Origin of the sequence: Sphingobium sp. Ant17, from assembly GCF_000588875.1 — a bacterium.
Taxonomy (GTDB): Bacteria; Pseudomonadota; Alphaproteobacteria; order Sphingomonadales; family Sphingomonadaceae; genus Sphingobium.
In genome coordinates, this window is record NZ_JEMV01000016.1 from 1 (window position 1) to 23,348 (window position 23,348).

Below are 23,348 nucleotides of genomic sequence, written 5' to 3' on the forward strand. Positions count from 1 at the left end.
TCGTGGAAACCGCCAGCCGCATCCGTGTCGCGTTTGCGACCGGTTGCCCCGATGCCGCCCTCTTCCGATCCATCTCGCTCACCCTGCGCGCCGCCGGACCCTGAACAACGCGGCAGGCGCCGCTGAACAAACCCTGTCCTTCAACCCCGCAAACCACCCTCAACACGCGATGCAAAAGGCGCCTCGGCCAGCCGCGTCTTCGCCTCAAGCCAGCCCCCCCAGCGCCACTGCCCTCAGGCCACCACTGAATAGGACGGGCTAGATAGCCGATCACACCCGTCTTCAACCCATCGATCATCGCCTGCGTATCGATGACCCCGACCCGGCTTGTGTTGATGAGCATGACGCCGCGCTTCATCCGGGCGACGGCGCGGCTATCGATGATATGCCGGGTTTCCGGCAGGAGCGGACAGTGCAGCGTGATGATGTCGGATGCAGCCAGCAACGCATCCAGCTCCACATAAATGCCACCCATGGCGACAATTTCGGCGTTCGCGGTGGGGTCACAGGCGAGAATATGGCAACCGAAACCGTTGAGAATGCGCGCTACGACTGCCCCGATTTTTCCGGTTCCGACGATGCCGACCGTCCGCCCGTTCAGATCGAACCCCAGCAGTCCTTCGAGCGAGAAATTGCCTTCGCGCACTCGGGCATAGGCCTTGTGGATCTTGCGGTCGAGGGACAGGATGAGGGCGAGCGTATGTTCCGCGATCGCTTGGGGCGAATAGGCCGGAACCCTTGCTACCGGGAGTTTCAGCGCATCTGCGGCGAGAAGATCGACATTGTTGAATCCCGCGCTGCGTAGCACGACGAGCTTAATCCCGAGCACGGCAAGACGTTCCAGCACCAGGCGATCAAGGCAATCATTCACGAAGGCGCAGACGGCGCCGGATCCGGCGGCAAGCGGCGCAGTCTCGACGCTGAGCCGCGCTTCCAGGAAAGCGAGATCGTGCGGAAAGCCGGCCGCAGCGTTGCCAGCCTCGAGGAACTGCCGGTCATAGGGCTTGGTGCTGAAAACGGCCACCAGCATCATGTGACTCCCTGAAAAGCATGCGCCCGTCCTCTCGACATGCCGGATTTCAGTGCGTCGGCCACTACGTATCATCCCCGACAGACAAGCCACCATGGGCGAACATATCGTCCTCCATCTCTACAGAGGTGGACCAGACAATGACCGAGAGCCCGATACTTTGGTTCGACAAGATCGGGATCGGCGATATCGCGTCGGTAGGCGGCAAGAATGCTTCACTCGGTGAAATGGTGCGCACGCTTTCGGGCAAGGGCGTGCGTGTTCCCAATGGCTTCGCCACGAGCGCCGACGCCTATCGGAGCTTCATTGCGGCCAACAGAATAGAAGCCGCGATCCGGGCGCAGCTCGCCACCTACGAGGAAGGCAAGGCGACGCTCCAGGAAGCCGGCCATGCGATCCGGTCTCTGTTCCTTGACAGCGAGGTTCCCCCTGCCCTCGCCGACGCCATCCAGGCGGCCTATGACGAACTCAAGACCAGGCTGGCGCCCCCAATCTCGCCGTGGCGGTCCGCAGCAGCGCAACGGCAGAGGATCTGCCGGACGCCAGCTTCGCTGGTCAGCAGGAGACCTTCCTCAACGTGCGGGGCCACCGCGCCCTGCTCGATGCTTGCCGTCGCTGTTTTGCATCACTCTTCACAGATCGGGCGATCAGCTACCGCCAGACCAAGGGGTTTGACCATTTCGATGTCGCACTATCGATCGGCGTCCAACAGATGGTGCGATCCGATCTTGCCGGATCGGGCGTGATGTTCTCGATCGACACCGAAAGCGGCTTCCCTAACGTGGCGGTGATCAGCGCCGCCTGGGGTCTGGGCGAAACGGTCGTGCAGGGCAGCGTCGACCCGGACAAATATCTTGTCTTCAAGCCGCTGCTCGAACAGGCGAACGCGCGTCCCATCATCGAGAAAAGTCTTGGCAAGAAGGCCTTGAAGATGCGCTATGCCGAAGGAGGCAGCAAGCGCACCCGCATCGTTGAGACCAGCCCCGCCGAGCGCGAAGCCTTCGTGCTCGATGACGACGACATCCTCGAACTCGGTCGATGGGCCGTCATCGTCGAGGCCCATTACGACCGGCCGATGGACATGGAATGGGCCAAGGACGGCGAGAGCGGCCTGCTCTACCTCGTCCAGGCACGTCCGGAGACCGTCCAGGCCGGGCTCAGCCGCTCGTCCTTCCAGCGCTATCAGCTCAAGACCAAGGGCGGCACTCCGCTGGTGACCGGCGCCGCCATCGGCAGCGCGATCGCATCAGGGCAGGCCTGCGTAATCCGCAACGCCGCCGACATCGGCCAGTTTCGCGACGGCGCGATCCTCGTCACCGGCACGACCGATCCCGACTGGGTGCCGATCATGAAGCGCGCGGCCGGCATCATCACCGATCATGGCGGCGCCACCAGCCATGCCGCGATCGTCAGCCGCGAACTGGGCGTTCCCGCAGTCGTGGGGACCGGCAACGCCACGACGGTGCTCCGCCACGAGCAGGCCATCACGCTCTGCTGCGCGGAGGGCGATGTCGGCAGCGTCTATGACGGTCTTCTCGCTTTCGACCGGGAAGAGATTGATCTGGGCGCCATTCCCACGACCAGGACGGACGTGATGGTCAACATTGCCAATCCGGCCGCCGCCTTTCAGTGGTGGCGCCTCCCGGCCAAGGGTGTCGGTCTTGCCCGCATGGAGTTCATCATCAACGCGCTGATCAAGGCGCATCCGATGGCCCTGCTCCATCCCGAGCGGGTTAGCGCGGAGGACAACCGCCTGATCCGAGAGCTGACTCGAGGCCATGCCAGTCCGGCAGACTATTTCGTGGAAATCCTGTCGCGCGGGATCGCCAAACTGGCGGCCCCCTATCATCCGTATCCGGCGATTGTGCGGCTGAGCGATTTCAAGACGAACGAATATTCCCACCTTCTGGGTGGTCGAGCCTTCGAGCCGGAGGAGGAAAATCCGATGCTCGGATTTCGCGGCGCCTCGCGCTATTATGACGAGCGCTATCGCGAGGGTTTCGCGCTTGAATGTCGCGCACTCAAGCACGTCCGCGAAACGCTCGGCTTTACCAATGTGATCATCATGGTCCCCTTCTGCCGCACGCCGGCCGAAGCCGATCGGGTGCTCGCGGTGATGGCGGAGAACGGCCTGCGCCGCGGGGACAACGGGCTCCAAGTTTATATGATGTGCGAGATCCCTTCGAACGTGATCCTCGCCGAAGAGTTCGCCAAGCGCTTCGACGGCTTCTCGATCGGGTCGAATGATCTCACCCAGCTTGTGCTCGGTGTCGATCGCGATTCCGATCTGCTCGCGACGCTGTTCGACGAGCGGGACGAAGCCGTAATGCGGATGGTGTCGGAAGCGATCCGAAAGGCGCATGCCGCCGGCATCAAGATCGGCATCTGTGGCCAGGCGCCCAGCAACTATCCCGATTTCGCGGCATTCCTGGTGAACGAGTGCATCGATTCGATCTCGCTCAATCCCGACAGCTTCGTTCGGACGATGGCCCATATCAGCCAGGCGGAACAGTCCCCTCGTGCAGAGCCGACGCCGGCTCCCGTACTGGCCGCGTGAACGAAATGATTCGCCTGCGCCCGCGTGGCTATCTCCATTTATGTCCGTATCCTTGATAAACCAGATGCGATGGCGCCGGTCGCAGTTATTCGCCAAGGTCAGCGCCGCTGTTGTCTGTCAGGTGCGACGCTCCGCCCAGAAAGGGGCCCGGGACCCGATCGCGGAGCCGAATAGATAAATCCTACTCGCGGCCTTTCACTTAAATTGAAGCTGGACCGCGGCAGCGAAGACGCCAAAGATCGCCGCATCACGCTGTGTATGACACAGGAAGCGCTTGTCAGGGGTCCGCGCCCCTTTTCGGGGAATGACGACATGTGCTTTTCAGCCAGTTCCAGCTTTATCGCCAGCGCCGTGATTGGATCGATCGGCGTGGCGACATTGCGGCATGTCCGGGAGCCGCGCGCCCTCCTGTTCGCTTCCGTGCCGATGCTGTTCGCGGTTCACCAATTCTCCGAAGGGTTCGTCTGGCTCGGCCTTGACAGGCATATCGACAAGCTTGCGCTTGATCATGTCGCCTTCCTGTTCATGCTCTATGCGCAGGGGATACTGCCCCTGCTGATGCCAGCCGCTGTCGTGTTGATGGAGCCACCCGGCTGGCGCAGAAAGGCCATTCTCGGCCTGACCGCCGTCGGCGCGCTCGTATGTGTGTGGGACGTTTACGGGTTGATATTCTTTCCGAGCCAAGTCTTTGTCGAGCAGAACTCGATCGCCTACCGCAATCCGCTGACCGGCGATTTCTGGATATCCTGCCTGTATATTCTCGCGACCTGCGGCGCCCTGCTGCTGTCCACCCATCGCGTCGTCAAAGCCTACGGCGTGGTGAACGTCATTGCGCTGACGGTCGCACAGATCGTCAAAGAATACGCATTTGCTTCTGTCTGGTGTTTTTACGCCGCGATCATGAGCGTGATGATCTATTGGCAATTCAAGCGTCTGAACATTGATATCGAGACGCCCAACGGCGCTTCACCAAACCTCAGGCCGTTCCTTCTCGCCTGGTTACGTCCGGGCAGGTCAGCTCTTGTGGGGACCGATTGAACACCAGAGGCTGGTTGATTGGGATCTCTGCAATCGACCCGCTGGCCTCGCCCTTATCGCCGCCCTGAGGAACCGGGCAATGTTGAGACCGCCGGCTCAGGGGAAGCGTCTACCTCTGACGTCCGCGCCTGGAGCAAGCCATCGAAAATTGCCGGTGCGTCCCGTCAGCCAAGACGCGAAATACCTGATCGAGATTGTTCGCATGAATGACCCACGATGCATCGGAATTTTCTAGCTGAAGTTGCGTTGTGCGCGCGTGCCGCGCGGCGGCGGGGCATCCGCCCCGTCACCCCGCCCGGACTTTTGATGATCGGGTAGAGCGCGAAACGTTCGGGTTGTCTCGTGGGAAAGTTGCTGTAGCGACAAAGCCGCCTTTGGGCTGGTTCGCAAAGCGGATGGCAGCACCTTCGCGATCGGCCAATGCGCGGACGATTGCGAGGCCAAGCCCGGCGCCCCCGGTCTCACGGTTGCGCGAAGGGTCGAGCCGCCCGAACGGCTCGCCCAGCCGCTCCAGCGTCTCGGGCGGAACGCCGGGTCCGTCATCGGCGACCGAAATCGTGACGGTCTGATCATCTGCGCTTGCCTCGATCGACACGTGGCCGCCATGGCGCACGCCGTTGTCGATCAGATTGGCGAGCATGCGGCGAAGCGAGATCGGCGTCGCTTCGATCGCGAGATCGGAAGGTATGGCGCCGAGCGTGACGGCATCGCCCATGTCGACGCGCAGCGCAGCGATCGCGGCGAGTTCTGTCGCCAGATCGATGCGTTGGGGCTGCGGTGTCGCTCGGCCATCCCGCTTCGCGAGCAGCAGCGTGTCGTCGAGCAGTTCCGCCATTTCGTCGAGATCGGCGGCGGCCTTCGCACGCTGCTCGCTGTCGTCGATAAACTCGGCGCGCAGCCGCAGCCGGGTCAGATAGGTACGCATGTCATGTGCGATTCCCGCCAGCATGCGCGTGCGCTCCGCCATCAGCCCACCGATCCTGGCCTTCATCTCGTTGAAGGCGGCCGAGAGATCGCGCATCTCGCGCGATCCGGCGACGGGGAGGTCGGGCGTGTCGAGATCGGACGTAAAGCGGCGGACGCCCGCCGATAGCCGGACCAGCGGCCGTGTCGTCTGGCGAACCGCGAGCGCCAGTACACCAAGCACCAGCAGTCCGCCGACGGCGCCGAGGAACGCGCGCTGGCGCAGATAGGCCCGCACCACCATCGAGGGCCGACTGTCGACCACAAGCAGATCGCCACCGCGCATCGGCACGGTAAGCGTGATCGGCGCGAAGAAGCGGCTGGTCCAGGGGCGTGTCCCCGCCATGCGGCCAAGCAGAGGCCGTCGTCCGGTAAGGCCGATATCACGACCGGGCAGCGCCGCTGCATAGTCGATGCGCAGACGATCCAGCCCCTCGCGCTGCGTGGCTGGCGCCGGCGGCGGCTCGCGTAGAATCCGCACGGTATAGAGCGAGCCATTGAACATCGTGACGAGCGATGCGCGGCGGGCCGGCGGTGCGGCCTCCAGCGTGTCGACCATCGTCCGCGCCTCGGTCGGCAGCGGCAGATTATAGGGGCGCTGATCATCCCCGCGCGAGGGGAGCGCCATCACCACCCAGATCAGCATCTGGAGCAGCACGAAGCCCCCGAGCAGGATGGCGGTGATGCGCAGCGAGAGATTGGACCCGATCGTCATCGGCTCAGGACCGTGGGCGTGAAGATATAGCCGCCGCCACGCACGGTCTTGATCAGCGCCTCGCCGGTCGGATGCTCGGCGAGCTTGCGGCGCAGGCGGCTGAGCTGGACATCGACCGCCCGGTCATAAGGGCCGGCGCTGCGCCCGCGCGTCCAGTCGAGCAACTGATCGCGGTTGAGCACGCGCTGCGCGTGGGTGACGAGGCTCAGCAGCAGGTCATATTCGCCGCCAGTCAGATCGATCAGGCTGCCGTCGGGATCGGTGAGCGCGCGCGAACCCGCGTCGAGCATCCAACCGGCGAAGACGTACCGCTCGGACCGCAATGCCGGCACGACCCGCTGGGCGTCCCGCGTGCGCCGCAGGATGGCCCGCACGCGGGCCACAAGCTCGCGCGGATTGAATGGCTTGGGCAGATAGTCGTCGGCGCCGATCTCGAGCCCGACGATGCGATCGACGTCGTCGCCCTTGGCGGTGACCATTAGTACCGGCACATCCCCGCGAGCGCGCAATCGCCGACACAGCGACAGGCCGTCCTCGCCCGGCAGCATGATATCGAGGATCGCGAGATCGATCCGCTGACGCTCGATCAACCGGTCGAACTCCACCGCGGTGCGGCACCCGATCGCTTCGAAACCTTCGCGCACCAGCAGCCCGGTCACCAAGGACCGGATCTCGTTGTCGTCCTCGACGACGGCAATGAAACTTGTCTCCATGAAGTGTTTGTGCCGCGTTGCGACGGAGGATGGAATAAGCGTGCGGCAGTGCGTTACAATTCGTCACCGTCCGTTACCGTGGTGCAGCACCAGGCTTACGCAACGCACCCATACCGATTGAAGGCGGTCAGACCGTCGGACAATCAAGGAGCGTATCCATGTACAAGCAACTCTTCCTGATCGCAGCCGCGACGGCAGCGGTCGCCAGCGCCACCGTCGCCACGTCTGCGGAAGCCCGCCAGCGTGGTCGCGTGGTGAGCGTCCAGGGCTCGGGCGGCCGCGGCTATGTCAAGCAGCGCTCGGTCTCGCGCCAGCCCGGCAGCACCTCGATCAACCGCAGCCTTCAGACCAACAATGGGCGCGGCTACAACAGCAACCGCAGCGCCAACTGGGGCGACGGCAGCTATAATGGCGGCCGCACGACCACGCTCAACGACGGCACGAGCTTTGGCCGCAGCACCACCGCGACCAACAATGGCGACGGCACCGCGAGCTATGCTTCGACCCGCACCCGCCGCGACGGCACCAGCACCTCGGTGTCGGGCACGGTCAATCGCGATCCCTATTGATTGCCCCGGCCGCGCTCTTCTCCCGGGGCGCGGCCACCCAGTCGAAGGAATTCCCGATGACCCGATTTTTCATCCTGATCGCTGCAACCGCGGCTGTCGCCACGCCCGCCTGCGCCCAGCGCTTCGGGGGCGGCGACGGCGCTGCGGCGTTCGACAAGGCCGATGCCAATCATGACGGCATCATCACCTGCGCCGAATTCTCCGCTGCGCGCACGGCTCGTTTCGACACGATGGACCGCAACCATGACGGCGCGATCAGCAAGGCCGATTTCGCACGCCTCGCCAAATTCCGCCCGCAGGCGGTGGACCGCCTGGAGGCCATGATCGCGCAGGCCGACGCCAATCGGGACGGCCGGCTGACCAGAGCCGAGATGGCATCGGCTCCGGCACCCATCTTCGAGCGTGCCGATAGCAACAATGATGGCGCTATCGACAGCGCAGAGCTCGCCGCAGCCCGCACCGCCATGGCCCAGATGCGGGACGGAGCGAACTGACATGAGCCCCGAGCGCTCGCCCGTCTGGTTGGCAATGATGCTGGCGCTGGTGCTGGCCGAGGTGGCCTGGCGTATGCGCAAGGGGCATGGCTATGATGCCCGTACGGCGCTCACGACGCTCGGTATCGTTGCCGGCAACATCCCGTTTGCCGCGCTCAACGCGCTGCTGCTGGGCGGCCTATTCACGGCGGCGTGGACGATCGCGCCAACCCGCTTGCCGCTCGACGACTGGCGAACCTGGGCGGCGGGCTTCCCCGCGGTCGAATTCGCCTATTACTGGTTTCACCGCGCCAGCCACCGCGTGCGCTGGCTATGGGCGTCGCATTCGGTGCATCATTCGGCCACACAGATGACCTTGCTGTCGTCCTTGCGGCTCGGCTGGACCAATCTCTTCTCGGCCGGCTGGATCTTCTATGTTCCCTTGGTGTTCGCAGGGTTCGATCCGCGGCTGGTGTTCGGGCTGCTCGCGCTCAACCTGCGCTACCAGTTTTTTCTGCACACCGAAGCGGTGGGCAGGCTCGGCCCGGTGGAATGGATCTTCAATACGCCCGCGCACCACCGGCTGCATCATGCGTCGAACCCTGCCTATATCGACCGCAACTATGGCGGCGTGCTGATCGTCTTCGACCGTCTGTTCGGGACACTTGCGACCGAACGGCCCGATGAACCGATCCGCTACGGCCTGGCCCATCGCGAGGCGACGGCCAATCCGATCCGGCTGGCGCTGCGCGAGTGGAGCTACATTGCCCGGGACGCCGCCGTGGCCAGGGGACCGCGCCAGCTAGCGCGCGCCCTGTTCGGCGCGCCCTGAGGAAAAGTTCATGAAAATCATTCTGATCCTGATAGCCGCACTGAGCCTCACCCCATCGTCAACCGCCTGGGCGACAACGTCGCCCGGCCCAGTGTGCGAGGCCAGCTGGGTGGATAGCGCCCGCACCCGCACGGTGCCCGTCCGCATCCGCATGCCGGAAGGGTCGGGCAAGGTGCCCGTCATCCTGTTCAGCCATGGCCTCGGCGGCTCGGTGGATTCGGGCATGCTCTGGGCGCTGGCTTGGGCCAGCGCCGGATTTGCGGTCGTCAACCTCCAGCACCCCGGCAGCGACCGGAGCATCCTGCGCGGCGGCGCGGTGCGCGGCGCGATGTCGCCGCAGCAGCTCGTTTCCCGCATTACGGATGTCCACTTCGTCATCGACGAACTCGGCCGCAAGGGGCGCGAGGGTAGATGCGATCTCAGCCGCCTCGATCTCTCGCGGATCGGCATGTCGGGTCACAGCTTCGGCGCGCATACCACCCAGGCGATCGCAGGCCAGCATTTCCCGATGGCTGGCAGCAATGCCTACACGGACCCTCGCGTGAAGGCAGCGATCGCTTTCAGTCCTTCGCCGCCGTTCCGGGGCTCGACGGAAGCGGCGTTCGCCGACGTGCAGATTCCCTTCTTCTCGATCACCGGAACGGACGACAGCGTTCCACTGACCCCGCAGATCAGGCCCGCTGACCGCGAGCGCCCGTATCGCGCCATGCCGCCCGGCGGCAAATATCTGCTGGTGCTCGACGGCGCCACCCACATGGACTTCAACGGCCGGGGTGATGGCCGTCCCGCACCGAACGCCCATATCCAGGCGGTGGTCATCGACGCGACGATCGCCTTCTGGCGCTGGACCTTGCTGGGCGATGAAGCGGCGAAGCGCCAGCTCGACGCGGATGACGTGGGCTTGGTCGCTGGCGATCGGCTCGAACATCGCTGAACCTCGACCCAGTTCCGGGGATTGGAGCACCCATCAAGCTCAAGCGGTCGGCTTCCCCCAGACCTAATGTCGCGCAGGTGCGAAAAAGCCACTGCACACCCGCAGTTAGGATTTACCTGTCGGGTGCCGGGTGCCGGGTGCACGTCGGCGCCGGAGTTAAAACCGCCCGCAGAACCAGCCAGGACCCACCCAGAATCATGGGTACGCAGAGCCACTGACCCATGTGAAGCCCTGAATGGACGGCAAAGGCGACGAGTTGCTGATCGGGCTCGCGGACAAACTCAACGAGGAAGCGGAAAACGCCATAGCCGAGCACAAACGCGCCACACAGAAGGCCGGGGCGCCGCCGTGCTCCGGTAAACCGGAACAAACACCATAGCATCGCGAACAGGAGCGGTCCCTCGAGCATCGCTTCATAAAGCTGGCTTGGGTGGCGCGGCAGAGGGCCGGCACCGGGAAATACGATCCCCCAGGGCAGGGTGGTCGGTCGCCCCCACAGTTCTCCGTTTACGAAGTTTGCAAGCCGGCCGAGAAACAGTCCGATCGGTGCGGACATCGCTACATAGTCGATGATCCGCAGCCAATCGAGGCGATGGCGACGGGCGAAGAGGAAGATGGCGATGGCGACACCCAGCGCGCCACCATGAAAGGACATTCCGCCCGCCCAGAGACGCAGGACATTCAGTGGATGAGCCAGATAGGTGGCAAAATCGTAGAAGAGCACATAGGCAAGGCGCCCGCCGATCACTATGCCCGCCGTCGCCCATGTGACGAGCGCGTTGGCATGCTCTCGAGTCATCGGCGCCGCATTCTCGTCCAAAAGGCGGACGAGATATAGCCAGCCGAGCAGGATGCCGGCGATATAGGCGAGACTGTACCAGCGCAGCGCGAACGGACCGACCTGGACGAGCACGGGATTGAGATGAAGCGACGAAAAATAGATCGCGTTTGGGACATAGCCCGCGAGACTCATGACGCTGGTCCGATCTAAGGGGGGATCTAGCCTCTTTCCATTATTCGGACTCGCGCTCAACGGTAATCCTTTCCATGTTTCCAATCATTTCCGTCACATTTGGTGCCGAAAGCGCAGCCAGTTTCCCATGAGTGAACGCCTGCTGCGCCCCACCGCACTTCTTTCGCTCGCGCGCCGCCTTTTCCGCTTGAGCGAAGCAGGCTTCATTTTGCTTTCGATCGGTGTCGGCATCGCTGCCGGGCTGCTCGCGGCAATCCTCGGCACTGTCGCGCATTTCCTGCAGTCGACATTCTATCATTTCGACGTCGAGGATCGACTGAGCGGCCTTGCAACGATTTCGCCAGGGCGATTGCTGGCTCTGCCCCTGGGAGGACTGCTGCTCGGGACGATCATTCTCACCGTCCGCTACCACAAGCGCACGGCGATAGACGTAGTCGAAGCCAACGCCCTCCATGGCGGCCGCATTCCGTTCCGCGACACCATGCTCGTATCCGGCCAGACGTTGATCTCGAACGGCTGCGGCGCGTCTGTCGGGCTCGAAGCTGCCTATGCGCAGGCCGGCGGCGGCGTTGCCTCGCTCATCGGCCAATGGCTCAACCTGCGCCGCAACGACCTGCGCGTGCTGGTCGGCGCGGGAGCCGGCGCCGCGATTGGCGCGGCATTCGGTGCGCCTCTCACCGGGGCCTTCTACGCCTTCGAGATCGTCATCGGAGCCTACACACCCGCCAGCATCGCACCGGTCGTCGCCGCCACGCTCGCCGCTGTGATCACGGCTCGCACACTAGGCACCGCTGCTTATCTCATCGCCGCAACGAGCAGCCAGAATCTCGCCACCGTCGATTATCTGCTCTATGCCGGGCTCGGCCTGATCTCGGCGGTTGTCGGTATCGCGCTCATGCGCCTGGTCTCGCTCGTCGAGGCGGTCGTTCGGCGCAGTGTACTTCCCGAATGGTCGCGTCCAGCCATTGGCGGGTTGATCCTGATTCCGATCGCGATGATCTCGCCGCACGCACTCTCGGCCGGACATGGGGCCCTGCACCTGACCATCGGTGGCGAACTGGCCCTGGGTGCGCTGGCGCTTGTCTTCGCGCTGAAGTGCCTGGCGTCGATCGTGTCGCTCGGCTTCGGATTTCGCGGTGGCCTGTTCTTTGCTTCCCTGTTTCTCGGCGCATTGCTCGGCCAGATTTTCGCAGAACTGTGGGCGCTCATCCCCGGCGTGATCCCTTTATCACCGGTGGATGCGGCGCTTGTCGGCATGGCGGGCCTCGCGGTCGCGGTTGTCGGTGGCCCGATGACGATGTCGCTCCTCGTCCTGGAGGCAACCCATGATTTCGAGATCACGGCGATCGTCCTCACAGCGACCCTGTGCTCGAGCGCACTCGTCCGCGAGCGGTTCGGCTATTCTTTCTCAACCTGGCGCCTCCACCTTAGGGGCGAAGTGATCAGAAGCGCGCGCGACATCGGCTGGATGCGTTCTCTGACCGCACGGCGGATGATGCGCGCTGCGCCGGCCACAGCCTTGTCGACGCTGCCCATGGCAGAGTTCAAGGCGCAGTTCCCCCTGGGTTCGACGAGTCGCGTCCTGCTCGAAGACGAAGCCAGCCATTATGCGGGGCTGGTTCCCACAGCTGCGGTCTTTGCCGACACCGACGCAGGCGAGCGTCCGGTGTCGGAACTCGCGATCCTGAAGGACGTGACCTTGTCGCCCGAACTGACGATCGGCGCGATTATGGAACGCTTCGACGACAGCGGTGCCGACGATCTCGCCGTTATCGATCCGGAAGGTCGTATCCTCGGCATGTTGACCGAAAAATATGTGCGCAAGCGCTATGCCGACGAGATCGACCGCGTGCAGCGCGACCTCTACGGGGAGGACTAGGCAAGCCGCGAAGCCGACAGAGTCCGCCCTCGGCCATGCCTATCCAGACAGCGCAATGCCAGTCCGCTGTTATGAATCGGTTGCCGCTGTCGGAACAGGAGTGCCGCTTCGGTCCGATCTTCACGCCAAGCCTTCGACGGGCGTATCTTGAGTGACCCTGCCAAAGGCCAACCCTTTCAGGAGATTTTTGCTGAACTTCCCGCACGCTACCCTTCGGTCCCCAATTCACCGCTCAGGAAGATGGGCGATTACGATCTGCCCAGGCAATGATGGACTGACGATCCATTGCACCCGCCGTGCGCTTGATTTCGTGACCATTGGCAAAGAGGATCATCGTCGGAATGGAGTGGATGGCGAATCGCGCGGCAACGGCCTCCTCTGCCTGGGTATCAATCTTGAGCAACCGCATGCCGGGCTCGAGTTCCCGGGCAGCGGCGGCAAAGGCGGGCGCCATCGCGCGGCAAGGCCCGCACCAGGGCGCCCAGAAATCAACCAGCACCGGCAATGAGCCGGCTTCGACGTGGCGCGCAAACGCGTGCGAGTCCGCGACGATCGGCTCACCCCGAAAGAGCGGCTGCTTGCAGCGGCCGCACTGCGGATGTTGGTCAAGTCTTCGCACCGGAACCCGATTAACCGAAACGCATCGCGGACACACCACAAGGGCCGGATCGGACTGGATTGCTGTCATGCGGCTTTACTCCGGCCATTTAGTTGATTACATGACTTATGTAATCAAGAGATCACGATTGCCAAGATGGCTATGGAACGGAAGACGTGAATGAACGATGCGACGGCCACCGCCCAGACGCCAGATATCTTGCAGATCGGAGACGCGGCACCCAATTTCCAGGCGCGTAGCACGATGGGCACGGTCAGCCTGTCGGATTTCCGGGGTCGCTGGCTGATACTGTTCTCGCATCCGGCGGATTTCACGCCGGTGTGTACGAGCGAGTTCGTCGCGCTCTCACGGGCGTCAGAGCGGTTCGAGGCGCTCGGTTGCAAGCTGCTCGCGGTGTCTGTCGATAGCCTTTACGCGCATCTGGGCTGGATCAGGGCGATTCGCGATGCTTTCGACGTGACGGTCGCCTTTCCGATCGTCGAGGATCCCTCGCTGATCATCGGCCGGGCCTATGGCATGATCTCGGACCGTTCCCCCGACGCAGCGACGATGCGCTCGACCTATTTCATCGATCCCGATGGCATCATCCGGGCGATGATCTGCTATCCCGCGACGGTCGGTCGGTCGGTTGATGAGATGCTGCGCGTGCTTGCCGCGTTGCAGCGGGTCGATGCCGATAATGTAGTGACGCCCGAAGGCTGGCGTCCGGGCGACGATGTGCTTTTGCCGCCCCATGCCGATCAGGCCGCGCTTCTCGCCGGCGCAGCCGATCCGCTCTGGTTTCACAGATCTCGTCCCGATCGGAAGGACGCATCGACGTGACGGCTAAGCCCTTGTCGGAAATCGAGCTGGAGACAGTTGCGAGGTGATGCGCATCCTGGGCCACGAAACACGGCTAAGGCTGATCGACGCGTTGCGCATACGGGGTGAGCAATCGGTGGGCGAACTCGAAGCATTGACTGGGATCGGCCAGCCCGGTCTCTCGCAGCAGCTGGCGATCCTGCGCAAGGCGGAACTCGTCAGGACGCGCCGCGCCGCAAAGCAGGTCTATTACCACCTCGCGCCGGCAGCACTGGCCGGCACGGCCGCCTTCATGGCAGATCTGGCCGGGATGAAAACCTCGGGAGCCGAACCCATCAAGGCCACGCCCGCGCGCGGCTCGGCGGCCACGTTCGCGAAGATCCTTTAATCGGGCAGCTCCAGAAGGCGATGCGCAAGCGGCAGCATCGCCGAGCGGTGCGTGACCAGGACCAGTCCGGTTCCGGTTTCCCTTAGCCATGAATCCAGGTTGGCGCAGAGCACCGCCTCCGTGGCAGGATCAAGCCCCTCGCTCGGCTCGTCGAGGAGCAGCCAGGGTAGCCCAGCCAGCAGTGCGCGCGCCAGGGACAGCCGCTTGCGCTGTCCTCCCGACAGGCGGGCGCCGCCATCGCCAATCCAGGTCAACAGTCTCTCGGGCATGACGCGAACGTCATCTGCCAGACAGGCTATGCCGAGCGCGTGCCAGAGGGCCTCGTCTTCGAGGCCAGGCCGCGCCAGCCTCAAATTGTCGGCAATGGTGCCGGCGATCATTCCCCCATCCTGCGGCGAGAGCGCGAACAGGCGCCGTCGCGCTTCGGGCGGACATTCGGCAAGTGGCCGCTGATCGATCAGCAAGCTATGGCCACATGTGGTGCGCCAGCCGGCCAGACACTCCAGCAAACTGGTCTTGCCCGCACCGGACCGGCCCGTGATCGCGAGCCGGTCACCCTTTGCAAGCATGACCGAGCGCGGATCGTCGCCCAGCGCAATGCTCTCACCGATCAAAGGGACAGGCGCCGCCGTGGGCCCAGGAATAGCGGCGAGTTGCGCCAGCCGCTCCAGACCTGCCGCGACGACGGCGTCGCGGCCTAGGGACCTGATCGTGGCGCCGAGCGCTTCGAGCGCCCCTGCGGCCGCGAGGGCGGCAAGCAGGGTGAGGGGAAGGCTTGCCCGCGACAGGGCAATCATCGTCGCAATGGCGAGGCCGCCCAGCGCGGTCACCCCCGCGCCGAGCAGCGCCTCATTCCGGGCGAAGCCGACACGGGCGTCATCGAGCCGGGCGGCCTGCCGCGCCAGCAGCGCCTCGATCGAGGGACCAAATCCATAAGCGGCGATCTCGGGCGACGCCGCTGTATATTCGACGAAATCCTGCTTGAGCCCGTGCGATCTGCTCCTGGATGTCGAGCGCCGGCGTGGCAGCACACGCCGGGCGAACGATCGCGCGGCCAGGACTCCCGCAGCCATGATGACGAACAACGCAAGAAAAGCGCGCGGTCCGGCGGGCATCGCCAGCCCCAACGCCGTGGCTGCGCCCACCATTCCGGCGAAATAGGCTGGCGCGCGCACGAATCGATCCTCGAGCGCGTCAACGTCCTGCAGCAGCAACGCGCCAGCCTCGCCCGCCGACCGGGTGTATTCTGGCGACGGCGCGTTGATCAGGCACCCGAACAGTCGGGTCCGGAGGGCAGCAAGAGCGAACAGCGCAGCCTTGTGCCCATAGAGTCTTTCGCCGTAGCGCGTGACGGTCCGTACGATCGCGAGCAAGCGGATCGCGGCGCTGGGGATCAGATAGTTGAACGCCTGGATCGCGGCTATTCCCGCCGCCCCAGCAAGGGCCGCGGCGGTGATGAACCAGCCCGCGAGTCCAAGCAGCGAGATCCCCGCCATCGCGGCAGCCGCCGCGCACCACAGCGCGACGCCGCTCGCGCGCCGCTGTGGCTGGGACACATCGGCCAGCAGCGCCGCCAGTTCGCGATTCATGAGAGCACCACGCGATGATCGGCCAATGCAGCGATCGCGGCGCTATGGGTGACGAGGAGAACCGTGCGCCCCCTGCCCGCCTCGACTATGTGCCGGGCCAGTTCCATCGCGGAGCCTTCGTCGAGATCGGCGGTGGGTTCATCGAGGAGCCACAGCGGGGCGTCGCGGAGCAGCGCCCGCGCGATACCGACGCGCCGGCGCTCGCCGCCCGAGAGGCCCGATCCGCGTGGATCGATGAGGGTTGCAAGGCCCGCCCCTCGGGTCTGCACGACCTCGGTCAGTCCCGCGCGCCGCGCGACATCCTCGACCTCCGCATCGCTCGCATGGGGACGCGCCAGGCGGATATTGTCGGCCAGGCTTCCCGGCACGAGCGCCGTCGCCTGACCGGCCCAGCTGACCTCCCCGCGCAGCGCCTCCGGCGAGAGTGGGCGTCCGTCGAGAAGAATATCGCCCGCGACCACCGGCGCCAGCCCCAACAGCGCGTGGAGCAGGCTCGACTTGCCCGTTCCGGTCGTACCCGAGAGCGCCGTCACGCAGCCGGCGGCGATGTGCATCGAGATCGGTCCCACTCTTCGTTCGCCATAATCGATAACGACTGACTCGAACCGGATGGCGGGCGGAGCCGCCAGCATATGGACCGGCGACGTGGCGACCACCGGCGCCGGAGTCAGGGCGGCCAGACGCTCGAGCGCCGCTTCACCGACCTGCTTGTCGTGATAGGCTGCGGCCAGGCGGCGCATCGGCAGATAGAATTCAGGCGCAAGGATGAGAACAAAGAGGGCGCGGCTCAGGTCGAGCGTCTCGGGCACGGGAAAGGGCAGCAGCCCGAGCAGGTTGAAACCGCAATAGACCGCGACCATTGCAACCGACAGCGCGGCGAAGAACTCGATGATCGCCCCGGAGAGAAAGGCGATGCGCAGAACCACGACGGTGCGCCGGGCGACCTCCTGTGTCGCCTCGGCAAGCTGGCGCGTGACCCGATCCTGCGCGCCAAAGCCAAGGATCACGGGGAGTGCCCTGATGCGATCGATAAACAGTCCCGAGAGCCGCGCCAGAACGTCGAGCTGCCGAGCGGCTGCCCGGCTGGCCACGGTTCCCGCCAGCGCCATGCCCAGGGCAAAGGGGATCAGCGTCGCCAGGAGAATGGCCGCTGCAATCCAACTCGCCAGTGCTGCGGATGCCGCGATCAGCAAGGGCGTCGCCACCGCTGCAAAACGCAACGGTAAGAAGCGCGCATGATAGCCGTCAATGTCCTCTATCCGGTCGATCGCATCGGCGACCTGCTCCCCGAGCATCCGTCGCGAGCCGGCAGCAGCGCGCAGCACCGCGCTGAATGCAGGCGATCGCCATGCGCGCTTTGCACGAGCCGCGTCCCGATGCCCCTGCGAGAAGGCCGTTGTCTGGAGAGCTGCGCGCGTTGCGGCAGCGGCAGCGAGCAGGAGGAGCGCGACTACGTAGTGTTCACGATTCCCGGCCCGCGTCGAAATGGCGATAGCGACTGCTGCGGCCACACAGACGGCCAACACTCCGTCCACCAGCCATAACAGGGAAGCGCGCCTCATCCGCATCAGTTTCGCACCAAAGGGTGCTTGTTCATATACATAATTACGCCTAATGACTAATCAATATCGCGACTGACTCGGTGGGCAGGATGCCGCAACCGACCGCACAGGAGTTCCGCCAATGGTGGATATGGCAGTAATCGAGCTTTCGCGCCTGCAGTTTGCGCTGACCGCGCTCTATCATTTCCTGTTCGTGCCGCTGACGCTCGGCTTGTCCTTCATGCTGGTGATCATGGAGAGCATCTATGTGATGACCGGCCGGCCAATCTGGCGGACGGTCACGCGTTTCTGGGCCAAGCTGTTCGGGATCAACTTCGTGCTCGGCGTCGCCACGGGCCTCACCATGGAATTCGAGTTCGGCACCAACTGGTCCTATTTCTCCCATTATGTCGGCGACATCTTCGGCGCGCCGCTTGCGATCGAAGGCTTGATGGCTTTCTTCCTTGAAGCAACGTTCGTGGGCCTCATGTTCTTTGGCTGGGACAAGCTGTCGAAGCGCCAGCATCTCTTCACCACCTTCATGGTCGCGCTCGGATCGAACCTGTCGGCGCTGTGGATTCTGGTTGCCAATGGCTGGATGCAGCATCCTGTCGGCTCGCGCTTCAACTCGGACACGATGCGGATGGAAGTGACCGACTTCATGGCGGTACTGTTCAATCCCGTCGCCCAGGCCAAGTTCGTCCATACCGTGAGCGCTGGTTATGTTACCGCCTCGGTCTTCATCCTCGGCGTCTCGTCCTGGTATCTGCTCAAGGGCAAATGGGTGGCGGTCGCCAGGCGCTCCTTCACCGTCGCCGCTGCGTTCGGGCTTGCTTCTTCGCTCTCGGTCGTCGTGCTGGGCGATGAATCCGGCTATGCCCTTACGGACAACCAGAAAATGAAATTGGCGTCGCTTGAGGCCATGTGGCACACCGAGCCCGCGCCTGCCGGCATCGCCGTCTTCGGCATCCCCAGTCTCGAAGGACGAGAGACACGCTATGAGATCAAGATCCCCTATGTGCTGGGTCTGATCTCGACGCGCAGCCTGACCGGCGAGGTCGCGGGCATCACCGAACTTGTCGCCAAGGCGCAGGTTCGGATCGAAAATGGCGTCCAGGCTTATGACGCGGTGGAGAAACTGAAGGTCGATCGCACCGACATGGCGGCGCGCGAGCAGTTCGAGCGGCACAAGCTCGATCTGGGCTATGCCATGCTGCTCAAGCGCTTCGTTGCTGATCCACGGACTGCCACGCCTGACCAGATCGTCCAGGCTGCATGGTCCACGGTCCCCAACGTGCCGGTCATGTTCTGGGTGTTCCGGGTGATGGCGGGCCTTGGCTTCTTCTTCATCGGCTTTTTCCTGTTGGCCTTCTACTTCTCGACCGTCCGCCGTTTCGATGCGCGCTGGTTCCTGCGCGCCGCCGTCTGGATCGTCCCGCTCCCCTGGCTCGCCGCGGAGTTCGGCTGGGTGCTCGCCGAGATCGGGCGACAGCCCTGGGCGATCGAGGGCGTGCTGCCGACGTTCCTGGGCGCCTCCAGCCTCACGGTTGCCCAGCTCTGGACGACGATCATCGGATTCACGCTGCTCTATGGCACGCTGGCGGTGATCGAGGTCCGGCTGATGCTGGCGGCGATCCGCAGGGGGCCGCTCGAACACACCGATAAGCCGTCGGATGCTGCTGTAGCGGGGCACGGCTACACGCCGCTGCCCGCTGAATAAGGAGAGCGATCATGGTGCCTCCCATCGACTATGAGACGCTTCGCCTGATCTGGTGGGGCCTGATGGGCATCTTGCTCATCGGGTTCGCGCTGACCGACGGGTTCGATCTTGGCGTCGCCGCCCTGCTGCCGTTCGTCGCCAAAACCGACGCGGAGCGGCGCATGGTCATCAACTCCATCGGCGCGACCTGGGAAGGCAACCAAGTCTGGTTCATCCTGGGCGGCGGTGCAATCTTCGCCGCTTGGCCGTTCGTCTATGCGGTGAGCTTCTCCGGCTTCTACCTTGCCATGTTCCTGGTGCTCGCCTCGTTGATTCTGCGCCCCGTCGGTTTCAAATATCGCTCGAAGAGGCCCGACGCGGCATGGCGCAGCCGGTGGGATTGGGCGCTGTTCGTTGGCGGGTTCGTGCCGGCTTTGGTCTTCGGCGTGGCCGTGGGCAATGTGCTGACCGGCATCCCTTTCCGCCTGGATGGCGACCTGCGCTCTTTCTACGAAGGCAGCCTGCTCGGCCTGTTTCATCCCTTCTCATTGCTGGCTGGCCTGCTCTCGGTAGCGATGCTGGTGCTGCACGGCGCAAGCTGGCTCGCCATCAAGATCGAACGGGGTGCGGTGCACGATCGCGCCCTGCGTTTCGGGCAGATCGCGGCTATTCTTTCCGTCCTGCTCTTCGCCATCGGCGGCCTGATGGTGGCACGCGGTGGCATGGGGTTCAGCATGACAGGCGCAGTCGATCCAATGGGGCCGTCCAATCCGCATTTGATGGCGATGATTGCCGCGCCCGGCGCGTGGATGAGCAATTATGCGCGTCATCCCTGGATGCTGGTGGCGCCGCTGCTGGGCTTTGCCGGGCCGCTGATCGCCCTGGCTGGAATCCGGACCGGCCGCGAAGTCCTGGCGTTCGGCGGCTCGTCGCTTGGCACGCTTGGCATCATCGCGACGGTCGGCTTGTCAATGTTCCCCTTCATCCTGCCCAGCTCGATCGACCCGGCCTCCAGCCTGACCGTCTGGAATGCGTCCTCCAGCCATGTAACCCTGTTCATCATGCTGCTGGTCACGCTGATCTTCCTGCCGATTGTGCTGCTCTATACCGCCTGGGTCTACAAGATACTGTTCGGGCGCATCACGCTCAAGGATGTCGGCACCAACCCGGACTTCTATTGATCTCGAGGACATGGACCATGTGGTATTTCAGCTGGATATTGGGCCTGGGCCTGGCCGTCGCCTTCGGCGTCCTGAACGGGCTCTGGCATGAATTTCATACCGACCCCGACGAAGACATGACGGCGTAGCGCGCAAGCAAGAAACACGAACAGCATTTCCAGCGAAGATCGGAAGATAGTCATGAGCCTCAACATCGGCATCAGTGATACGGATCGTGCAGCGATCAGCGACGGCCTCAGCCACCTGCTCGCGGATACCTATACGCTGTACCTGACCACGCATAATTTCCACTGGAACGTCACCGGGCCGATGTTCAACAGCCTGCACGCGATGTTCATGGCGCAATATACCGAACTGTGGAATGCGGTGGACCCGATCGCCGAGCGCATCCGGTCACTGGGTCATCCCGCCCCGGGCTCCTACGGCCAATATGCCAAGCTGAGTTCGCTTCCCGACGCTCCGGCGACGCCCCCCAAAGCGCTCGAGATGGTCGCCATCCTGGCGCAAGGCCATGAAGCGACGGCGCGAACCGCGCGGAGCCTCTATCCTGTCGTCGAGGCTGCCAGCGACGAACCGACGGCCGACCTCCTGACCCAGCGGATCGGCGTGCATGAGCAGGCGGCCTGGATGTTGCGTGCCCTGCTCGAAGATTGAGGGTAGGGGCGATCCAAATTCCGGCGGGCTCCGTCCCACCGGCTGGTCGACATGCTTCATTTGATCTCGTCACGGAGAAATTCCGGGCGAATATGGCAGGTCTCGGAAAAGGAAGTAGCGGTGAGCGACCGCGACGACGGCGCAGGGTGAGCAACGCAGGTTCGGGCTACATGTGAGCGCGGCGTGTCCTGCAGCGCTCGACATTGCGCTCTGCGATGCCCGCGAACGGCTTTCGAGGATTGCCCCCACTTCTATGTGGATGTGATGACCGAACTGGCGAAGCCATGTTGCTTGGTCGGACCGACATGGTCCACGTCGATGCCGGCCATGAGATGATCGAGCGCCAGCAGAATACGCCGCAACAGGTCGCTCTCGTCACCGGGCATCCCTTCTTCCAAGGCGACGCTATTTTCGCTCGCGTCATATTCCCACCGCTTGAGCAGTTCGATCTTCTCTTCCCGAGAAAGACCCTCATGCAAGAGAAGTTCTTCGGGGTCCGCAAAGATCGATCCCGGATCAAGGAGCGCCTGGGCCATATCCACAGACGCGGGTCCTGTCGTGCTCACCATGATATTGCCTCCCTGCCCGGTGTTGCGCTGATAGCTGCGATCAGCCTTCGCCCATGCCTTCCGCTGGCTTCGGCGCACCGCCGCCGCGGACAGTTTCCTCGATCCGGTGGCCGACATCGGCATCTATGCTCTTCCAATATTCGAACGCCCGCTCGAGAACCGGCGAGCGAACGCCGCCGAGCAGACTGCCTGCGACCTGATCGACCAGCTTCGTCCGCTGCCCGTCATTAAACACGTCGCGAACCATGATCCCGGGTTGCGTGAAGTCATCGTCCTCGGCGCGCAGCGGATAGGCGCTGCGAACCATTGGGCCATCGGCCTCCCAGCCGTCCACGACGGGCCCTGTTTCGTCCGCCCAGCTTCTGCCTCCGCTGTTGGGCGCGTACACCGGAGCGCTACCGCTGTGATGATAGGCCATGTGGCCGTCGAACATGTAGGTGTTAACCGCTACCTTCGGCTGGTTGACCGGCAGCTGGTGAAAGTTGGTGCCGATGCGGTTACGCTGCGCGTCGTTGTAGGCGAACGCCCGGCCGAGCAGCATCTTGTCGGGCGACAGGCCGATGCCCGGCACCGTGTTTCCTGGTGAGAACGCCGCCTGCTCGATCTGGGCGAAGAAATTCTCCGGATTGCGATTGAGCGTCATCGTGCCCACCGGGATTAGCGGATAATCCGCATGCGACCAGGTCTTGGTCAGATCGAACGGGTTGATCCGGTAGGCGCTGGCATCTGCGTAGGGCATGACCTGGACCGAGAGCGACCAACTGGGATGCTCGCCGCGCGCGATAGCTTCAAACAGGTCGCGACGATGGAAATCCGCATCGGCGCCCGCCATCGTCGCGGCTTCGGCATTGGTAAAGAAGGCCATGCCCTGATTGGTGTGAAAGTGATATTTCACCCAGAATCTCTCGCCTTCGGCGTTGATCCACATATAAGTGTGGGAGCCGTAGCCGTTCATGTTGCGCCAGGTGCGGGGCAGACCGCGTTCGCCCATGAGATAGGTCACCTGATGGGCGGATTCCGGATTACTGGTCCAGAAGTCCCACTGCATATGATTGTCGCGCAGACCCGAATCCGGCAAACGCTTCTGACTGCGGATGAAGTGCGGAAATTTCATTGCATCGCGAATGAAGAATATCGGCGTGTTGTTGCCGACCAGATCGTAATTGCCTTCGTCGGTGTAGAATTTAAGCGAGAAGCCACGCACGTCGCGCCAGGTGTCGGGACTGCCGGCCTCGCCGGCAACGGTAGAAAAGCGCGCGAGCATGTCAGTAGTCGTGCCCGGCTGGAACAGGGCAGCCTTGGTATAGGCGGAAACGTCCTTGGTCGTTTGGAATATGCCGAAAGCGCCCGAACCTTTGGCATGCGGTTGCCGTTCGGGGACCTTTTCGCGGTTGAAGTGCGCCATTTGCTCGAGAAAATGAACGTCCTGAAGCAGGATCGGGCCGTCCGGACCAACCGTCAGCGAGTTGCGATCGCTCAGCGCCGGGGCGCCAGTGCTCATCGTGGACCCGCGTTCATCTTTCCGGTCGGTCATTGCACTTCTCCAGCAGAAATCGGTGTTTCCTGTCTCGGCGCTATCCTCCTTTGCTGATATCCGTAGAGGCCCTTATGCTGAAGAAGCGGCGGTCACT

At 63.7% G+C, this 23,348-nt stretch carries 20 protein-coding genes and 2 pseudogenes; 13 read left to right on the forward strand and 9 right to left on the reverse strand.

Annotated elements, in window-relative coordinates; all coding sequences use genetic code 11:
• Positions 1-307 precede the first annotated feature (307 nt).
• A pseudogene (locus BF95_RS09155) lies at positions 308-1,126 on the reverse strand (NAD(P)-dependent oxidoreductase); the annotation flags it as partial.
• Between the two features lie 44 nt (positions 1,127-1,170).
• Between BF95_RS09155 and ppsA the strand changes: the two are divergent.
• Together ppsA and BF95_RS09165 are read left to right on the forward strand one after the other, a co-directional pair.
• Positions 1,171-3,587, forward strand: a pseudogene (gene ppsA / locus BF95_RS09160) (phosphoenolpyruvate synthase).
• Positions 3,588-3,791: 204 nt separating this feature from the next.
• Positions 3,792-4,625 (forward strand): DUF6629 family protein, encoded by an 834-nt coding sequence (locus tag BF95_RS09165; RefSeq protein ID WP_235209656.1) that lies wholly within the window; start codon positions 3,792-3,794, stop codon positions 4,623-4,625.
• Positions 4,626-4,911: 286 nt separating this feature from the next.
• Here BF95_RS09165 and BF95_RS09170 read toward each other — a convergent pair whose 3' ends face one another.
• Both BF95_RS09170 and BF95_RS09175 read right to left on the reverse strand, forming a co-directional pair.
• Positions 4,912-6,303, reverse strand: coding sequence for an ATP-binding protein (locus tag BF95_RS09170; protein WP_081764102.1), 1,392 nt, complete (start codon positions 6,301-6,303; stop codon positions 4,912-4,914).
• Complete coding sequence (locus BF95_RS09175) at positions 6,300-7,016, reverse strand: response regulator (protein ID WP_043151026.1); 717 nt, start codon at positions 7,014-7,016, stop codon at positions 6,300-6,302. The genes BF95_RS09170 and BF95_RS09175 overlap by 4 nt, the downstream gene beginning before the upstream one ends.
• Before the next feature lie 158 nt (positions 7,017-7,174).
• Between BF95_RS09175 and BF95_RS09180 the strand changes: the two genes are divergently transcribed.
• The 4 genes from BF95_RS09180 to BF95_RS09195 are packed head-to-tail and all read left to right on the forward strand — an operon-like array spanning position 7,175 to position 9,824.
• Positions 7,175-7,585, forward strand: a complete 411-nt coding sequence (locus BF95_RS09180) for a hypothetical protein (protein WP_043151028.1) — start codon at positions 7,175-7,177, stop codon at positions 7,583-7,585.
• Between the two features lie 56 nt (positions 7,586-7,641).
• A complete protein-coding gene (locus BF95_RS09185) occupies positions 7,642-8,079 on the forward strand; it encodes an EF-hand domain-containing protein (RefSeq protein ID WP_043151106.1) in 438 nt (145 codons plus the stop codon).
• 1 nt (position 8,080) lies between these two features.
• Positions 8,081-8,890 carry a sterol desaturase family protein gene (locus tag BF95_RS09190; protein WP_043151030.1) on the forward strand — a complete coding sequence of 270 codons (810 nt, stop codon included), beginning with the start codon at positions 8,081-8,083 and terminating at the stop codon, positions 8,888-8,890.
• A gap of 10 nt (positions 8,891-8,900) precedes the next feature.
• A complete protein-coding gene (locus BF95_RS09195; protein ID WP_043151031.1) occupies positions 8,901-9,824 on the forward strand; it encodes an alpha/beta hydrolase family protein in 924 nt (307 codons plus the stop codon).
• Between the two features lie 112 nt (positions 9,825-9,936).
• Here BF95_RS09195 and lgt read toward each other — a convergent pair whose 3' ends face one another.
• Positions 9,937-10,797 (reverse strand): prolipoprotein diacylglyceryl transferase, encoded by an 861-nt coding sequence (lgt, locus tag BF95_RS09200; protein ID WP_051519938.1) that lies wholly within the window; start codon positions 10,795-10,797, stop codon positions 9,937-9,939.
• Positions 10,798-10,924: 127 nt separating this feature from the next.
• Here lgt and BF95_RS09205 point away from each other — a divergent pair, with 127 nt between their 5' ends.
• Entirely contained in the window at positions 10,925-12,676 is a 1,752-nt protein-coding gene (locus BF95_RS09205) for a chloride channel protein (RefSeq protein ID WP_051519939.1), read from the forward strand.
• 232 nt (positions 12,677-12,908) lie between these two features.
• On the opposite strand, the gene trxC is transcribed toward BF95_RS09205, so the two are convergent.
• Positions 12,909-13,364: a thioredoxin TrxC gene (trxC, locus tag BF95_RS09210; RefSeq protein WP_043151032.1), complete on the reverse strand. Its 456-nt coding sequence runs from the start codon at positions 13,362-13,364 to the stop codon at positions 12,909-12,911.
• Positions 13,365-13,454: 90 nt separating this feature from the next.
• Between trxC and BF95_RS09215 the strand changes: the two genes are divergently transcribed.
• Positions 13,455-14,117: a peroxiredoxin gene (locus BF95_RS09215; RefSeq protein WP_043151033.1), complete on the forward strand. Its 663-nt coding sequence runs from the start codon at positions 13,455-13,457 to the stop codon at positions 14,115-14,117.
• Between the two features lie 46 nt (positions 14,118-14,163).
• Entirely contained in the window at positions 14,164-14,484 is a 321-nt protein-coding gene (locus tag BF95_RS09220) for an ArsR/SmtB family transcription factor (RefSeq protein ID WP_043151035.1), read from the forward strand.
• On the opposite strand, the gene BF95_RS09225 is transcribed toward BF95_RS09220, so the two are convergent.
• Both BF95_RS09225 and cydD read right to left on the reverse strand, forming a co-directional pair.
• Positions 14,481-16,073 carry an ATP-binding cassette domain-containing protein gene (locus tag BF95_RS09225; protein WP_043151036.1) on the reverse strand — a complete coding sequence of 531 codons (1,593 nt, stop codon included), beginning with the start codon at positions 16,071-16,073 and terminating at the stop codon, positions 14,481-14,483. The two genes, BF95_RS09220 and BF95_RS09225, sit on opposite strands and share 4 nt — an antisense overlap.
• Positions 16,070-17,641, reverse strand: coding sequence for a thiol reductant ABC exporter subunit CydD (cydD, locus tag BF95_RS09230; RefSeq protein ID WP_043151038.1), 1,572 nt, complete (start codon positions 17,639-17,641; stop codon positions 16,070-16,072). The genes BF95_RS09225 and cydD overlap by 4 nt, the downstream gene beginning before the upstream one ends.
• 118 nt (positions 17,642-17,759) lie before the next feature.
• On the opposite strand from cydD, the gene BF95_RS09235 reads away from it, so the two are divergent.
• The 4 genes from BF95_RS09235 to BF95_RS09250 are packed head-to-tail and all read left to right on the forward strand — an operon-like array spanning position 17,760 to position 21,148.
• Positions 17,760-19,334, forward strand: coding sequence for a cytochrome ubiquinol oxidase subunit I (locus BF95_RS09235; protein ID WP_043151110.1), 1,575 nt, complete (start codon positions 17,760-17,762; stop codon positions 19,332-19,334).
• 11 nt (positions 19,335-19,345) lie between these two features.
• Positions 19,346-20,494, forward strand: a complete 1,149-nt coding sequence (gene cydB, locus BF95_RS09240) for a cytochrome d ubiquinol oxidase subunit II (RefSeq protein ID WP_043151039.1) — start codon at positions 19,346-19,348, stop codon at positions 20,492-20,494.
• Between the two features lie 17 nt (positions 20,495-20,511).
• On the forward strand, positions 20,512-20,622 hold the full coding sequence (gene cydX, locus BF95_RS26285) for a cytochrome bd-I oxidase subunit CydX (RefSeq protein WP_043151041.1): 111 nt from the start codon (positions 20,512-20,514) through the stop codon (positions 20,620-20,622).
• Positions 20,623-20,674: 52 nt separating this feature from the next.
• The gene (locus BF95_RS09250) at positions 20,675-21,148 is read left to right on the forward strand and encodes a Dps family protein (RefSeq protein ID WP_051519940.1); all 474 of its coding nucleotides are present in this window, start codon (positions 20,675-20,677) and stop codon (positions 21,146-21,148) included.
• Positions 21,149-21,399: 251 nt separating this feature from the next.
• On the opposite strand, the gene BF95_RS25560 is transcribed toward BF95_RS09250, so the two are convergent.
• Both BF95_RS25560 and BF95_RS09260 read right to left on the reverse strand, forming a co-directional pair.
• Entirely contained in the window at positions 21,400-21,717 is a 318-nt protein-coding gene (locus BF95_RS25560) for a hypothetical protein (protein ID WP_200866924.1), read from the reverse strand.
• A 40-nt stretch (positions 21,718-21,757) separates the two neighbouring features.
• On the reverse strand, positions 21,758-23,251 hold the full coding sequence (locus tag BF95_RS09260) for a catalase (RefSeq protein WP_043151045.1): 1,494 nt from the start codon (positions 23,249-23,251) through the stop codon (positions 21,758-21,760).
• Positions 23,252-23,348: the final 97 nt, after the last annotated feature.

Bases quoted from the DNA above. Each gene is read 5' to 3' on its own strand.
- BF95_RS09170 (WP_081764102.1), bottom strand. From the start codon at position 6,303: ATGACGATCGGGTCCAATCTCTCGCTGCGCATCACCGCCATCCTGCTC.
- BF95_RS09175 (WP_043151026.1), bottom strand. From the start codon at position 7,016: ATGGAGACAAGTTTCATTGCCGTCGTCGAGGACGACAACGAGATCCGG.
- BF95_RS09180 (WP_043151028.1), top strand. From the start codon at position 7,175: ATGTACAAGCAACTCTTCCTGATCGCAGCCGCGACGGCAGCGGTCGCC.
- BF95_RS09185 (WP_043151106.1), top strand. From the start codon at position 7,642: ATGACCCGATTTTTCATCCTGATCGCTGCAACCGCGGCTGTCGCCACG.
- BF95_RS09190 (WP_043151030.1), top strand. From the start codon at position 8,081: ATGAGCCCCGAGCGCTCGCCCGTCTGGTTGGCAATGATGCTGGCGCTG.
- BF95_RS09195 (WP_043151031.1), top strand. From the start codon at position 8,901: ATGAAAATCATTCTGATCCTGATAGCCGCACTGAGCCTCACCCCATCG.
- lgt (WP_051519938.1), bottom strand. From the start codon at position 10,797: ATGAGTCTCGCGGGCTATGTCCCAAACGCGATCTATTTTTCGTCGCTT.
- BF95_RS09205 (WP_051519939.1), top strand. From the start codon at position 10,925: ATGAGTGAACGCCTGCTGCGCCCCACCGCACTTCTTTCGCTCGCGCGC.
- trxC (WP_043151032.1), bottom strand. From the start codon at position 13,364: ATGACAGCAATCCAGTCCGATCCGGCCCTTGTGGTGTGTCCGCGATGC.
- BF95_RS09215 (WP_043151033.1), top strand. From the start codon at position 13,455: ATGAACGATGCGACGGCCACCGCCCAGACGCCAGATATCTTGCAGATC.
- BF95_RS09220 (WP_043151035.1), top strand. From the start codon at position 14,164: ATGCGCATCCTGGGCCACGAAACACGGCTAAGGCTGATCGACGCGTTG.
- BF95_RS09225 (WP_043151036.1), bottom strand. From the start codon at position 16,073: ATGAATCGCGAACTGGCGGCGCTGCTGGCCGATGTGTCCCAGCCACAG.
- cydD (WP_043151038.1), bottom strand. From the start codon at position 17,641: ATGCGGATGAGGCGCGCTTCCCTGTTATGGCTGGTGGACGGAGTGTTG.
- cydB (WP_043151039.1), top strand. From the start codon at position 19,346: ATGGTGCCTCCCATCGACTATGAGACGCTTCGCCTGATCTGGTGGGGC.
- cydX (WP_043151041.1), top strand. From the start codon at position 20,512: ATGTGGTATTTCAGCTGGATATTGGGCCTGGGCCTGGCCGTCGCCTTC.
- BF95_RS09250 (WP_051519940.1), top strand. From the start codon at position 20,675: ATGAGCCTCAACATCGGCATCAGTGATACGGATCGTGCAGCGATCAGC.
- BF95_RS25560 (WP_200866924.1), bottom strand. From the start codon at position 21,717: ATGGTGAGCACGACAGGACCCGCGTCTGTGGATATGGCCCAGGCGCTC.
- BF95_RS09260 (WP_043151045.1), bottom strand. From the start codon at position 23,251: ATGACCGACCGGAAAGATGAACGCGGGTCCACGATGAGCACTGGCGCC.